Source organism: Streptomyces sp. NPDC026673 (assembly GCF_040638135.1).
Taxonomy (GTDB): Bacteria; Actinomycetota; Actinomycetes; order Streptomycetales; family Streptomycetaceae; genus Actinacidiphila.
The window spans coordinates 173,072-186,639 of the sequence record NZ_JBEZXR010000001.1; the positions used below are offsets into that span (position 1 = coordinate 173,072).

General features: G+C 72.5%; 15 protein-coding genes. 10 read left to right on the plus strand and 5 right to left on the minus strand.

Annotated elements, in window-relative coordinates; genetic code table 11:
• Window positions 1–11: 11 nt before the first annotated feature.
• The 5 genes from folP to AB0F62_RS00820 all read left to right on the plus strand — a co-directional run bounded on the left by folP (window position 12) and on the right by AB0F62_RS00820 (window position 3,102).
• Window positions 12–872, plus strand: a complete 861-nt coding sequence (gene folP / locus AB0F62_RS00800; protein ID WP_361790384.1) for a dihydropteroate synthase — start codon at window positions 12–14, stop codon at window positions 870–872.
• Window positions 873–902: 30 nt separating this feature from the next.
• Window positions 903–1,388, plus strand: coding sequence for a nuclear transport factor 2 family protein (locus AB0F62_RS00805; RefSeq protein ID WP_361790387.1), 486 nt, complete (start codon window positions 903–905; stop codon window positions 1,386–1,388).
• Between the two features lie 218 nt (window positions 1,389–1,606).
• A complete protein-coding gene (folB, locus tag AB0F62_RS00810) occupies window positions 1,607–1,966 on the plus strand; it encodes a dihydroneopterin aldolase (protein WP_361790390.1) in 360 nt (119 codons plus the stop codon).
• Window positions 1,963–2,553, plus strand: a complete 591-nt coding sequence (gene folK / locus AB0F62_RS00815; protein WP_361790393.1) for a 2-amino-4-hydroxy-6-hydroxymethyldihydropteridine diphosphokinase — start codon at window positions 1,963–1,965, stop codon at window positions 2,551–2,553. Before folB ends, folK begins: the two co-directional genes overlap by 4 nt.
• A 54-nt stretch (window positions 2,554–2,607) precedes the next feature.
• Window positions 2,608–3,102: a DUF3180 domain-containing protein gene (locus AB0F62_RS00820; protein WP_361790786.1), complete on the plus strand. Its 495-nt coding sequence runs from the start codon at window positions 2,608–2,610 to the stop codon at window positions 3,100–3,102.
• 495 nt (window positions 3,103–3,597) lie between these two features.
• Here AB0F62_RS00820 and AB0F62_RS00825 read toward each other — a convergent pair whose 3' ends face one another.
• Both AB0F62_RS00825 and AB0F62_RS00830 read right to left on the minus strand, forming a co-directional pair.
• On the minus strand, window positions 3,598–4,215 hold the full coding sequence (locus AB0F62_RS00825) for a GPP34 family phosphoprotein (protein ID WP_361790396.1): 618 nt from the start codon (window positions 4,213–4,215) through the stop codon (window positions 3,598–3,600).
• 109 nt (window positions 4,216–4,324) lie between these two features.
• Entirely contained in the window at window positions 4,325–5,452 is a 1,128-nt protein-coding gene (locus AB0F62_RS00830) for a betaine/proline/choline family ABC transporter ATP-binding protein (RefSeq protein WP_361790399.1), read from the minus strand.
• Between the two features lie 170 nt (window positions 5,453–5,622).
• On the opposite strand from AB0F62_RS00830, the gene AB0F62_RS00835 reads away from it, so the two are divergent.
• The 4 genes from AB0F62_RS00835 (at window position 5,623) to AB0F62_RS00850 (ending at window position 9,120) form a co-directional block, all read left to right on the plus strand.
• Window positions 5,623–6,303 carry an ABC transporter permease gene (locus AB0F62_RS00835; protein WP_361790402.1) on the plus strand — a complete coding sequence of 227 codons (681 nt, stop codon included), beginning with the start codon at window positions 5,623–5,625 and terminating at the stop codon, window positions 6,301–6,303.
• Window positions 6,303–7,013, plus strand: a complete 711-nt coding sequence (locus tag AB0F62_RS00840; RefSeq protein WP_361790405.1) for an ABC transporter permease — start codon at window positions 6,303–6,305, stop codon at window positions 7,011–7,013. Before AB0F62_RS00835 ends, AB0F62_RS00840 begins: the two co-directional genes overlap by 1 nt.
• Window positions 7,010–7,975: an ABC transporter substrate-binding protein gene (locus AB0F62_RS00845; protein ID WP_361790408.1), complete on the plus strand. Its 966-nt coding sequence runs from the start codon at window positions 7,010–7,012 to the stop codon at window positions 7,973–7,975. The genes AB0F62_RS00840 and AB0F62_RS00845 overlap by 4 nt, the downstream gene beginning before the upstream one ends.
• A gap of 155 nt (window positions 7,976–8,130) precedes the next feature.
• Complete coding sequence (locus AB0F62_RS00850; protein ID WP_361790411.1) at window positions 8,131–9,120, plus strand: hypothetical protein; 990 nt, start codon at window positions 8,131–8,133, stop codon at window positions 9,118–9,120.
• A 61-nt stretch (window positions 9,121–9,181) separates the two neighbouring features.
• On the opposite strand, the gene AB0F62_RS00855 is transcribed toward AB0F62_RS00850, so the two are convergent.
• Window positions 9,182–10,324, minus strand: coding sequence for an NADH-quinone oxidoreductase subunit D (locus AB0F62_RS00855; protein ID WP_361790414.1), 1,143 nt, complete (start codon window positions 10,322–10,324; stop codon window positions 9,182–9,184).
• A 20-nt stretch (window positions 10,325–10,344) separates the two neighbouring features.
• Complete coding sequence (locus AB0F62_RS00860; protein WP_361790417.1) at window positions 10,345–11,358, minus strand: SAM-dependent methyltransferase; 1,014 nt, start codon at window positions 11,356–11,358, stop codon at window positions 10,345–10,347.
• A gap of 216 nt (window positions 11,359–11,574) precedes the next feature.
• Here AB0F62_RS00860 and AB0F62_RS00865 point away from each other — a divergent pair, with 216 nt between their 5' ends.
• The gene (locus AB0F62_RS00865) at window positions 11,575–12,546 is read left to right on the plus strand and encodes a carbohydrate-binding protein (protein WP_361790419.1); all 972 of its coding nucleotides are present in this window, start codon (window positions 11,575–11,577) and stop codon (window positions 12,544–12,546) included.
• Window positions 12,547–12,581: 35 nt separating this feature from the next.
• Here the strand turns inward: AB0F62_RS00865 and AB0F62_RS00870 are convergent, their stop codons facing one another.
• Complete coding sequence (locus AB0F62_RS00870) at window positions 12,582–13,529, minus strand: hexose kinase (RefSeq protein WP_361790422.1); 948 nt, start codon at window positions 13,527–13,529, stop codon at window positions 12,582–12,584.
• Window positions 13,530–13,568: the final 39 nt, after the last annotated feature.

Here is a 13,568-nt window from a genome sequence, read left to right on the forward strand (position 1 = left end):
AGGCTGGCCCCATGGGTACGATGCGCGGCCGCGTGGCCGGATTGCCGTCCTGGGACCGGTGCGCGGTCATGGGCGTGGTGAACGTCACGCCGGACTCGTTCTCCGACGGCGGCGAGTGGTTCGACACGGATCTGGCGGTCAAGCACGGACTGGACCTCGTCGCGGCCGGCGCCGACCTGGTGGACGTCGGCGGCGAGTCGACCCGTCCGGGCGCGGCGCGGGTGGGCGAGGCGGAGGAGCTGCGCCGGGTGATCCCGGTGGTCCGGGAGCTGACCAGGGCGGGGGTCGTGGTGAGCGTCGACACGATGCGCGCCTCGGTCGCGGAGAAGGCGGTCGAGGCGGGCGCGGTGCTCGTCAACGACGTCAGCGGCGGCCTCGCCGACCCGGCGATGATCCCGGTCGTGGCGGCGACGGGCAGCCCGTTCATCGTGATGCACTGGCGCGGCCAGAGCATCGACATGAACAACCGGGCGGTCTACGAGGACGTCGTCGGCGAGGTCACCGCGGAGCTGCGGCGCAGCCTCGACCACGCGGTGGCGGGCGGCATCGACCCGGAGCGGATCATCCTCGACCCGGGGCTGGGCTTCGCGAAGAACGCCGAGCACGACCTGGCCCTGATCGCCCGCATCGAGGACCTGCTGGCACTCGGCCGGCCCCTGCTGATCGCGGCCTCCCGCAAGCGGTTCCTGGGCCGCGTGCTGGCGGGCGAGGGCGGTGACCCGCCGCCTGCGAGGGAACGGGACGCCGCCACGGCCGCCGTGACCGCCATCGTGGCGGGCCGCGGTGCCTGGGCGGTGCGGGTGCACGAGGTACACGACAGCGCGGACGCCGTACGCGTCGCACGGGCGCTGGAAGGGGCAGGGGCACGGTGAACGGGGAACGGGCGACGAGAGGGGGGCGCAGTGACGCCGCGTACGGCTGAGGCCGCGCAGGTCGAACAGGCGAACCAGGCGTTCTACGACGCCGTGGAGCGGTCCGACCTGGACGCGCTGGAGGAGCTGGTGCTGACCGGCCCGCTCGCGGAGACGGTGTCCGTGGTGCATCCGGGCTGGCCGGTGCTGCGCGGCCGCCGCGAGGTGATGCGCTCGTACGCCCTGATCATGGCGAACACCGAGTACATCCAGTTCTTCCTCACGGACGTCGAGGTGGCCGTCGACGGGGACACGGCCCTGGTGACCTGCACGGAGAACATCCTCACCGGCGGCCCCGCCGAGGAGGAGGGCGAGATGGGCTCGCTGGTCGGCGGCCTTGTGGTCGCCACGAATGTGTTTCGGCGCACACCGGAGGGCTGGCGGCTGTGGGTGCACCACGGCTCCCCGGTGATGGCCGACGGGATCGACGAGGACGACGCGGAGGACGCCGACAACGGCGGAGAAGGGTCAGCCTGAGCCCTTCTGACCACTCGTTCGAGCCAAGAAGTGGTGACGGCCGGAGTAGGCCGGTCCGCCCCGGGGTAAGCGCGGGGCGGTCGGCTGCCTCGGTGCCCGGTACTGGGGACTGTCGGTGGTCGAAGGTAGATTCGAGTAAAGGGCAGTGCGGCTCACCCCTCCCGCTGGGCGGGCGGACCGCGCCCGTCCGTCCGTACGACGACCAGCGGGAGTGAATCGTGGATCGTGTCGCGCTGCGCGGCCTGAAGGCCCGCGGGCACCACGGCGTGTTCGAACACGAGCGCCGGGAGGGCCAGGACTTCTTCGTGGACCTCGTCCTCGGTCTGGACACCGCTCCCGCGGCCGCCACGGACGACCTGACCAGGACCGTGCACTACGGCATCGTGGCCGAGGAGGTCACCGCCGTCGTCGAGGGCGAGCCCGTGGACCTGATCGAGACCTTGGCCCAGCGGATCGCCGACCGGGTGCTCAAGCACGACCTGGTCCAGGAGGTGGAGGTCACCGTGCACAAGCCACAGGCCCCGATCACCGTCCCGTTCAGCGATGTGTCCGTCACGATCACCCGGAGGCGCCCGTGAGCTACGACCCCACCGTGCAGCCGGTCCCGGCCTCCGTCGTCGCACAGGTCGACGCCGCGGACTCGACGCTGCAGAATCCGAAGTTCGCCGTCATCTCGCTGGGGAGCAATCTCGGCAACCGCCTGGAGACGCTCCAGGGCGCCGTGGACGCCCTGGAGGACACTCCGGGCGTGCGGGTCAAGAAGGTCTCCCCGGTCTACGAGACGGAGCCCTGGGGCGTCGAGCCGGGCTCGCAGCCGAACTACTTCAACGCCGTCGTCCTGATCAGGACGACGCTCCCGCCCTCCTCGCTGCTGGAGCGCGGCCGGGCGATCGAGGACGCCTTCGCCCGGACCCGCAGCGAGCGCTGGGGCGCCCGCACCATCGATGTCGACATCGTCGCCTACCAGGGCTTCGTCTCCGACGACCCCGAGCTGACGCTCCCGCATCCGCGGGCACACCAGCGGGCCTTCGTGCTGGCCCCGTGGCTCGACATCGACCCGGCGGCCGAGCTGCCGGGGCAGGGCCCGGTGGCCGGGTTGCTGGCCGGCGTGGGCCGGGAGAGCGTGTGGGCCAGGGGCGACGTGGAACTCAGGCTGCCGGAGTAATCGTTACGATCCCGTCGTTACGTTCGTCGATGTGATGTGGGGAGCGAGCACTCGGTGAAGGCGCTGCGCATCAGGACTCTGGTCGGACTGTTCGTGGTGGCAGGGGTGCTCTCGTGGGCGGGTGCGAAGCTCTGGGATTCGCTCGGCACCCTGCCGGGCGTGCCGGTGGCCGCCCCGATCGTGCTGGCGCTGATCGCCGCCGTGCTGGCGGCGACCGCGCTGTCGCTGCGCTCCCGGCTGCGCGCGCAGCGTGAGCGCCGTCCGGGCGCGAAGGGGGTGGATCCCTTGCTGGCCGCCCGCTCGGTGGTCTTCGGGCAGGCCAGCGCACTGGTCGCCGCGCTCGTCGCGGGCATGTACGGCGGAGTGTGCGTCTTCCTCGTGATGTACCAGCTGGACAACGACCCCCGCCGCGACCAGGCGATCTACGCGGGAACGGCGGTGATCGCCGGAGTCGCGGTGTGTGCCGCCGCGCTCTTCCTGGAGCGGGTGTGCCGCCTTCCGGAGGACGAGGACGACAACCGCACCGGCGCGGTCGGCGGCCGGGCGTAGCGGAGTATCTGCAGGGGCGCGGGGGTCGTAGGGGTCGCGGCCTGGGCTGGGCCGGTGGCTTGGCTGACGCGCCGTCTCGCTCCCTTCGGTCGCACAGCGGCGGGCTGCGGATGGGGGGTGGGGGCGGCTCTCGTCGGGCGTGCCCGATCTTCTCCGGTTCAAAGATCGGGCTCTGTTCCGCCGACTATGTCGGCGAAAGCGAGCCCGATGTCCCCTTCAACGGCTCGACAGCACCCCGAATCAGCCGCAGTCGCCGGTTACGGCGGGCGCGCCCACCACCCACCGATGGCGTGGAAGCGGTCATCTATACGCGCGGACGGCAACGAGACCGGCACCACCGGAGAGGCACCCCGCTCCGGCGCCTGAACCCCCGCCACCCACCGGCCCGCACACCGCAGCGAAGGCCCGCCCCCACCCTCCCCGTCCGCAGCCCGCCGCTGTGCGACCGAAGGGCGCGAGACGGCGAGACAGCCGACCCACCCGGCAACCGACCCCTCAGTAGCCGCGCCGGACGTTCTCCGCCGCGGCGTCGGCCTGGCGATGGGAGCGCCGCTTCCGTTCGGCAGCCAGCTCGGCCAGCGCGTCGTCGAGGGCGGTCAGGACGCGGGCCGCGGCGCGGTCGGTCACATCGGGTGCCGCGTCCGCGGCCGGCCCGCCGCGGAAGCCGATCGCCCGGGTGAGGGCGGCCAGGACGGGTTCGTCCGCCGCCAGCCGGGCGGCCGCGCCGCGCCGGGTGGGGGAGTCGGCCAGTACGACGTGGTCGCTGTGCAGGAACAGCCAGCGCCGGCGCTGCTCCCGTACGAGCTCTCCCTCGGCCTCTAGGCGGGTCAGGTAGGTGTCGGCGAGGTTGCGGCCCCTTCGCCACAGCCAGTCGCCGACGGTCTCGTACGGGGCCTCGCGCAGAAGCGCCGAGGCGGCCTCGGCCAGCAGATGGTCGGTGATCGCCGGGTGGCCGGCCGGCACGAGGCGGTCGCCGGCCAGGGTGACGGCCCCGGCGGGCAGGAGATCGATCGCCTCGGCCGCCGCGAGCGCGAGGGAGAGGTCGCCCGGTTCCACGGAGCGCTCTGCCGCCCGCTCCAGGGCGGTGATGGTCAGGTCCCGTGGGGTGGTCATGGAACGCTCCGCATCAGGAGGCATCGGCGCTCGGCCCGACTCGGCGATTGTCACCCGCCCCGGTCGCGCACGCCACCGAGTGCCGGGGCGCCCCCCGGCGACGGCGGCGCTATCCCGCCGCCAGGGTCCGGTCCTCGGCCTCCTCGTTGACCGAACGGCGCAGGGCGGCGTGGAGCGTCGCCGGGGTCAGCACGCCGGCGAAGCGGTCGCCGTCCACCACGGCTATCCACCCCGCGTCGTGCTGCAGCATCGCGCTGAACGCCTGCTTCAGGGGCGCGCCCACCGGTACCCAGGCCTCCAGGCGGCGGGTGTGGTCGGCGACGGTGCCCGAGGTGAGGGTGCCCGCGGCGACGTAGCCGCGCAGCGCGCCGTCACCGTCGAGGACGACGGCGTAGGGGTCGCCCTGCTCGGCGAGGACCGCGGCGGCCTCCGCGGCGGGGGAACCGGCGCGCACAACGGGCGGGTGCTCGAGGTCGGAGGCCTCGATCGGCGTGACGGAGAGCCGCTTGAGGCCGCGGTCGGAACCGACGAAGTCGGCCACATAGGGCGTGGCGGGAGAGCCCAGCACGGTCGCGGGGGTGTCGTACTGCTCGATCCGGCCGGGGCCGAAGACGGCCATGCGGTCGCCGAGCCGGACCGCCTCCTCGATGTCATGGGTGACGAACAGCACGGTCTTGCGCACCTGTTCCTGCAGTCGCAGGAACTCCGACTGCAACCGCTCGCGCACCACCGGGTCGACGGCGCCGAAGGGCTCGTCCATCAGCAGCAGCGGGGGGTCGGCCGCCAGGGCCCGCGCGACGCCGACCCGCTGCCGCTGGCCGCCGGAGAGCTGCTCGGGGTACCGGGAGCCGTGCACGGTCGGGTCCAGGCCGACCAGTTCCAGCAACTCGGCGGCCCGCGCGCGGCGCTTGGCGCGGGTCCAGCCGAGCAGGTGCGGCACGGTCTCGGTGTTCTCCAGCACGGTCTTGTGGGGGAACAGCCCGACGTTCTGGATGACGTAGCCGATGCGGCGGCGCAGCCGGACCGGGTCGATGGCGGCGATGTCCTCGCCGTCCAGCAGGATCCGGCCGGCGGTGGGCTCGATGAGCCGGTTGACCATCTTCATCGTCGTGGTCTTGCCGCAGCCGGACGGTCCGACGAGGGTGACGAGTTCGCCGTCGCCGACCTCGAAGGACAGGTCGTCGACGGCGGTGGTGCCGTCGGGGTAGCGCTTGGTGACGTTCTCGAAGCGGATCATCGGGACCTCTCGTCGGCGCTGGGCGGTGCGGCGTCACCCCCCAGCTTCGTACACCGTCCGCCATGGATGTGAAGGGGGTGTTGCGAGCATGTGGCCGAACCCCGGGAATGTCGGTGCCCGGGTTTACGCTCACCTGCATGACGTGAACCGGGCGGGGGAGGTGGGAGGGCATGGGGGGACGGGATTGCCTCGCGGCGAACGACTGGATCTGCGGAGAGTACGTCCGCACACGCAGCCATGAGTTGGTGGAGGCGGGCGTCCAGCATCTGTGGATCACGCTCGCGTCGGTGACGGCGGGCATCCTGCTCGCGCTGCCGCTGGCCCTGATCGCCCGTCGATGGCGGGCGGCCGAGGCGCCGGTGCTGGCGGTGACGACGGTGCTCTACACGATCCCGTCGCTGGCGCTCTTCTCGCTGCTGCTGCCGGTGTTCGGGATCTCCGCGTCGGTGGTCGTCACCGGCCTGACCCTGTATTCGCTGACCATCCTGGTCAGGAACTTCCTGGCCGGACTGGACGCCGTTCCCGAGGACGCGCGGGAGGCGGCGCGCGGGATGGGCTACGGGCCGATACGCCTGCTGTGGGAGGTCGAGCTGCCGCTGGCGCTGCCCGCGGTGATGGCGGGCGTGCGCATCGCCACGGTCGCCACGGTGTCCCTCACCACGGTGGGTGCGATCGTCGGTTACGGCGGCCTCGGCAACCTCATCAAGGACGGCATGCAGAGCTTCTTCAAGGCCGAGGTGCTCACCGCGTCCGTGATCTGCGTGGTGTTCGCCCTCGCGGCCGACCTGCTGCTGCTGGGAGTGCAGCGGCTGCTCACGCCGTGGACCAGGGCCGCGAAGGCGGTGGGGTGATGGGGGCGATTCCCGGCGCGTGGGGCTGGCTGACCACGGGCACCAACTGGACGGGTACCGACGGGGTGCTGCAGCGGCTCGCCGAGCATCTCGTGCTGACCTCCGTGTCGATGACCATCGCCTGTGTGCTGGCCCTGCCGGTCGCGGTCCTCCTCGGCCACCTCGGCAGGGGCGGCGCGCTCGCGGTGAACCTCTCCAACATCGGGCGGGCGGTGCCCACCTTCGCCGTCCTGGTGCTGCTCATCGTCGCGACGAACTCGGCGCGTTACTGGCCCACGATCATCGCGCTGGTGCTGTTCGCCGTACCGCCGCTGCTCACCAACACGTACGTCGGCATGCACCAGGTCGACCGGGACGCGGTGGAGGCCGCCCGGGGCATGGGGATGACCGGCGGCCAACTGCTCTTCCGGGTGGAGCTGCCGCTCGCCGCGCCCTTCGTCATGAGCGGGGTGCGCTCGGCCGCCGTCCAGGTCGTCGCCACCGCCACGCTCGCCGCGATCCCCGGCGAGGGCGGCCTCGGCCGCATCATCACCGCGGGCTTCGCCCAGTACGACACGGCGAAGGTCGTCGCGGGCGCGGTGCTCGTGGCCGCGCTCGCCCTGCTGGTGGAGGGGGTCTTCCTGGCGCTGCAGCGGCTGCTGTCCCCCACGCGGAAGGCCCGGCCCGCCCGAAGACCTGCCCGTCCCACACCTCAGATGGAGTTCTCATGAGCAAGGCCCTTCGCACCGCCACCGCCGTGGCCGCCGTGGCGGTTCTCTCCGCTGGCCTGGCGGCCTGCGGCGGCGACAGCCTGGAGAAGAACGGCGGGGGAGGGGGCAGCTCGTCAGGCGGTGGCAAGGGCTCCCTCACCATCGGCTCCGCCGGGTTCACCGAGAGCACGGTCCTCGCCCAGCTGTACGCGCAGGTGCTGACCGACGCCGGCTACAAGACCACGATCAAGACCGTCGACAACCGCGAGCTGTACGAACCCGCCCTGGAGAAGGGCCAGATCGACGTCGTCCCTGAGTACGCCGCCACGCTCGCGGAATTCCTCAACGCGAAGGCGAACGGCAAGGACGCCGAGCCCGTCGCCTCCTCCGATGTCGACGCCACCGTCAAGGCGCTCACCGAACTCGCGACTCCGCGCGGGCTCAAGGTGTTGCCGGCGGGAGAAGCGGTCGACCAGAACGCATTCGCGGTCACCAAGGACTTCGCGGAGAAGAACAACCTCAAGACCCTCTCCGACCTCGGAAAGTCGAAGATCAAGATCAAGCTGGCGGCGGGCGAGGAATGCTCCATCCGCCCCTTCTGCTCGCCGGGCCTGAAGAAGACCTACGGCATAGACGTCACTTCCATCGACACCAAGGGAGTCGGCACCGTCCAGGCCAAGCAGGCCGTCAAGGACGGCACCGACCAGCTGGTGCTCACCACCACCACGGACGCCACCCTCGACCAGTTCGGGCTGGTGCTCCTGGAGGACGACAAGGGCCTGCAGAACGCGGACAACGTGCTGCCCGTCGTCAACGCGAAGGAAGCCGGCGGTGCGGACGTCGCCGAGGCCCTGGGCAAGCTCACCGAGGTGCTCACGACGGCCGATCTCACCGAGCTGAACAAGCAGGTGGACTCGGAGCGCAAGAAGCCCGAGGACGTCGCCGCGGATTACCTGAAGTCGAAGGGTCTGCTGAAGGGCTGAGGCCCTGACGGGCAAGATCGGGAATTGACGTTCGGAGGGGGCTCGCGCGACGCTTCGTATGCGCGCGAGCGCCCTCCGTATTTGTCGTTGTGCGTTCGGTGAGAAATCGGATGCCGCGGCCCCACGCGACGCACGGGCACGCTAAGTTCCATTCCATGCCCCGTGGACGACACCGCCATTCCCAGCCGCTGCACCGGCTGCTTCCGCCCGCGACGGTCGCCGGCTCCGCCGCGCTCCTCGCTGTCGGCGCCCTGGCGATCGGTGATCCGGTGCTGCTCCGCGTGTTCGTCGTCGCGGCGGCCGGTGTCGCCGGCGGCGGTGCCTTCCTGCTGCGCAGCTGGGACCGCGCCGCCGGCAAGCAGGTCGCCGACCTCAAGACGGCGCGCGTGCGCGACGAGTGGCGTGCCGACGAGCGCATCGCGGAGCTCGAGGTGGACCTCGAGGACTCCCGGGAGCTGCGCGGCAAGCTGGAGAACAAGCTGCGCGGCAAGCGCGCCGAGCTGGCCCGGCTCCGCACGGAGCACGCGGACCTGCTGCGGCGCTACGCCACCGCCGAGTCCGAGCGGGCCCGCGCCCTGGAGGACGGCCGTGTCGCGAAGAAGGCCGTCGGGGCCGGTTCCTCGCTGCCCGTGCCGTACTCGTCGCCGGTCAGCCCCGCCGCGTACCTGCGGGCCGCCGCGGCGCTGCGCGACCTCCCGCGCAACGGCGCCCGCCAGCAGGCCGCGCTCACCGTCGAGGAGGCCCGCCGCCGCGACGTCGCGGACATCGACGAGCCGCAGGGCCGGCACGCGGCGGACACGGCCGTCCGGGAGCGCCCCGCCGAGGCCACCAGCAGCGGCACCGGGGGCGCTCCGGCGCTGCCCGTGCGCAAGCCCAAGCTCGTTCCGGCGGTCGCCGCGGCCGTGCTGCCGTACGCCAAGCCGAACAGGCAGGCCAGTCGGGCGCAGGGCGGCTTCGACTTCTTCGGCACCAAGAGCGAGAAGGCCCCCGCCAAGGAGTCGCCGGCGGCGGAGCCCGAGGAGGCGGACCTCGCCGACGTCGTCGGGGACGAGGCCGTCGCGGAGCAGGCCGAGGTCATCGACCTGACCGTGCACGACGAGACCGAGCAGCTGGACCTCAGCGAGCTGCGCGCCCAGTCCTCCTGACGCCCGGCGGGTCGCCCAGTGGCGGCCCGCCGATCACCGGCCGGGTCACCCGGCCGTTCCGTCACTTGTCGATGTCGCCGACGACGAAGAACATCGAGCCCAGGATCGCCACCATGTCGGCCACCAGCGTGCCCGGCAGCAGTACGGCCAGCGCCTGGACGTTGTTGTAGGAGGCCGAGCGCAGCTTCAGCCGGTACGGCGTCTTGTCGCCCTTGGACACCAGGTAGTAGCCGTTGAGCCCGAGCGGGTTCTCCGTCCAGGCGTACGTGTGGCCCTCCGGGGCCTTGAGCACCTTCGGCAGCCGCTGGTTGATCGGCCCCGGGGGCAGCTCGGCCAGCCGGTCCAGGCAGGCGTCGGCGAGGTCCAGGGCGTTGTGGGTCTGCTCCAGCAGCACCTCGAAGCGGGCCAGGCAGTCGCCGGCGGTGCGGGTGGGCACCTTCAGGGTGTCCGCCAGCTCCGCGTAGGCCAGGTAGGGCTCGTCCCGGCGCAGGTCGAAGTCGACGCCCGAGGCCCGGGCGATCGGCCCGCTCACGCCGTACGCGTGCACGTTTTCCGCGCTGAGCACGCCGACACCGCGGGTGCGGCCCCGGAAGATCTCGTTGCCCAGTACGAGGTCGTCGTAGGTGTCCATCCGCGACCGCACGGAGGCGACGGCGGCGCGCGCCCGGCCGTGCCAGCCGTTGGGCAGGTCCTCCTTGAGGCCGCCGACGCGGTTGAACATGTAGTGCATGCGGCCGCCGGAGACCTCCTCCATGACCGCCTGGAGATCCTCGCGTTCCCGGAACGCGTAGAAGATCGGGGTGATCCCGCCCAGCTCCAGGGGGTAGGAGCCGAGGAACATCAGGTGGTTCAGCACCCGGTTCAGCTCGGCGAGCAGGGTGCGGGTCCACACCGCGCGCTCGGGGACCTCCATGCCGAGCATGCGCTCCACGGCGAGCACCACGCCGAGTTCGTTGGAGAAGGCGGAGAGCCAGTCGTGCCGGTTGGCCAGCATGATGATCTGGCGGTAGTCCCGGGCCTCGAAGAGCTTCTCCGCGCCGCGGTGCATGTATCCGATGATCGGCTCGACCGCGCTGATCCGCTCGCCGTCCAGGCGCATGCGCAGGCGCAGCACACCGTGCGTCGAGGGGTGCTGCGGGCCGATGTTCAGCACCATGTCGGTGCCCTCGGCCGCGCCGCCGATGCCGATCGTGGTCTCCGTCATGGCTCCAGTTTCCCATCCCTTTACGCGTCGTGGGGGGTGCCCCCCGCCACGGTCGCGGGCGCCGGGACCCGCTGCTCCAGCCAGAGGAAGCCGCCCAGCCCGGCCGGGTCGGTGAGTTCGGCGGCCTCGCCCGCGGACGCCAGGGCGCGGACGTAGCCGGCGGGGTCGGAGGAGGCCAGGGAGAGCGGTGGGCGGGCCCCGGTGACCCCGAGGTCGCGCAGCGCCTCGCGCTGGGTGCGCAGGACCGCTCCGGGGCCCGCGCAGGCGTCCATCGCCACGTGCGCGGTGATGTCGCAGGAGCCGTCCGGTACCGGGGGCGAGAGCTCGCGGCCCTCCCGGAACGCGGTGAGCGTCCCGTACGGCGGCCGTGTGGCCGACAGGTGCCCGTAGTCGACCGCGACAGCGGTCCCGGCCTCCAGGGAGGCCACCGCGGCGGTCCAGGCGGAATCCCGCCAGCGGCCGATCTCCGCCCTGGTCCCGGCCTCGGCGCCCTCGATCGGCCACCACCGGCGCAGCCACGCGGCGTCCTCCCCGGCCACCGCGTCGCCGTGTCGTTCGGCCCCGTCGGAGGCGCGTACCAGGACGTAACGGGGCACGCCGTGCCGGTCGGTCTCGGCCACGTCGACCGGCACGTTGTCCAGCCATTCGTTCGCGAAGAGCACACCCCGCAGCCCCTGGGGGACCTCTTCGCACCAGGTCACCCGGGTGTCGAGGCCGTCCGGCCGCGGGGCCTTCTCGACCGCGTACGGCCGCAGGCGGGTGCGCAAAGTGGCCGGAACCACATCGATCACCCCCGTGAGGAGCTCCCCGGCACCCGCGCCGACGTCCACCAGGGCCAGCTCGCCGGGGTGCCCGAGCTCCGCGTCGACGCGTGCCAGGAGGCGGGCGACGGCCCCCGCGAACAGCGGCGACGCATGGACGGACGTGCGGAAATGGCCGGCCGGGCGCTCCCGCCGGAAGAACCCTCCGGGGCCGTACAGGGCCCGCTCCGCGGCCTCCCGCCATCCCGTGTACGCGGCTGTGCTGTCGATCACGGCTCCACGGTATGCGCACAGCCCGGGGCATCGGACGGTTGAGCGGCTTGTCACCGGTTCCAGGTAGGGTGCCGTGGTCAGAGGTGTGTCCGCCCATGACGGCCGCGGATGAATCGATCATGAACATTGGCCATCTGAAGAGCGCACTCCTTTTACCGGATGGCCCGGTACTGATAGGTGCTGTGCAAGCGACAGGCAGTGGAAGGTGAAGAGCGGATGACGGCCGGCAACAACGGTGCTCCCGAGCCCGGGAATGACGACCCCTTCGCGTACCTGTACCGCCAGGACGGCGAAGAGCCGGGTCAGGCGGCTGCTGCCCAGCCCGGCGTGCCCCGCACCTCGTACAACCAGGTGCAGCGGGTCGGTGAGCGGCGCTCCCAGCAGCCGCAGCAGCCCCAGCAGCCCCAGCAGGGCGGTTACGGGTACCCGCAGCAGCAGCCCGGGTACGGCCAGCAGCAGCCCTCCTACGGTCACCAGCAGCCCCAGGCGACCCAGCAGTTCCCCCAGGGTCCCGGCGGCCCGGCCGGCGGCGGCAGCCGCCGCGCGGCGTCCGCGCGCCCCGGCGGCCCGAACAGCAAGGGCCTGCTGATCGGCGCCGTCGCCGTGGTGGCCGCCGTCGCGATCGGCATCGGCGTGGCGATGGCGGGCGGCGACGACGACAAGTCGCAGGCGGGCAGCACCCCGACCCCGACGGCGAACAGCGACGGCGGCAAGGGCGACAGCTCCGGCAAGCCCTCCGCCTCGGCGAGCGCGACCGAGCCCGGTGTCGTCGACGCGGCGACGCTGGTCAAGGCGGGCGGCGCGAGGATCGGTTCCCAGTACAAGGGCACCCTGGCGGCGGGCGGCAAGTACGTCGAGAACATGAACGCGGTGGGCGCGTCGGTGACCTGGAAGGTCGACGTGCCGAAGGACGGCTCGTACGACTTCTGGATCCGCTACGGCAACGCGGAGAAGGACTCGGCCAGCGCCACGATCGTGGTCAACGGGAAGCCCCAGAGCTACAAGCCGGACCTGAAGAACTGGGGCAAGGAGGGCGACTGGAACCACTGGTACCGCTCCTACGCCACCCTCGACCTGAAGCAGGGGACCAACACGCTCGCCCTGACCTGCGGTCAGGGCGACGCCTGCCACTTCAACCTCGACCAGCTGGCGCTCATGGACAAGGACCAGTCGCCCAAGGGCTGGTGAGGCTGATCCGGCTGTGGCCCGCCGGTCACGGCGGGCTACAGCCGTGAGGCACCCTCCTCCGAGCGCAGCACCTCGACCCGCCCCAGCAGGTCCTCGTACACCCCGCGGTCGAATTCGCCCGCGACCGGCGCCGCCACGGTGGCCGCCGAGAGGGCGACGGCGCGGGCGAGACGCCGCGGCCAGTCGAGGCCCTCGACGAGGCCGGAGAGCAGGGCGGCGACGGCGGAGTCGCCGGCGCCGGCCGGGTTGCCGGGGACGGGGGCCGGAGGCCGGGCGGTCCACACGGTTCCGTCCTCGGCGAGGGCGAGCATGCCGTCGGGGCCGAGTGAGGCGGCGACGGCGCGGGCGCCGCGGCGCCGGGCGGCGCGGGCGGCGCGCAGCGGTTCCGTCGTGCCGGTGAGGCCGGTCAGCTCGGTGGCGTTCGGCTTCACGAGGTCGGGGCGCGCGGCCAGACCGCGCCGCAGGGGTTCGCCGCTGGTGTCCAGGAGTACGGGGACGCCCACGCCCCGCGCGTCCCGGACGAGGTCGGCGTAGCAGCCGACGGGCAGTCCCGGCGGCAGGCTGCCGCACAGGGCCACGGCCCGTATGGCGCCGCCCTCCAGGAACGCGCGGTACGTGCCGAGGAAGGCCGCCCACTCCTCCGAAGTGATGGTCGGCCCGGGCTCGTTGAACATCGTGGTGTCGCCGCCCGACTCGTCCACGACGCCCACCGTCCGACGCGTGCTGCCGGAGGTGGGCACGAGGGCGTCCGTGACGCCGTCGATCCCGGTCAGCCAGGCGCGCAGCCGGTCACCGGCCGCGCCGCCCGCGAAGCCGGTCGCGACGGCCTGGTGGCCGAGCGCGGCGAGGACGCGGGCGACGTTCAGCCCTTTGCCGCCGGGACGTTCCGCGGCCTCGGACACCCGGTGGGTGGTGTGCGGCCGCAGGCGGGGGACGCGGTAGGTCACGTCGAGGGCGGCGTTCAGCGTGACGGTGACGATCACCGCATGATCCCTTCGAACAGCGTGTGCGATGGGAAGGGA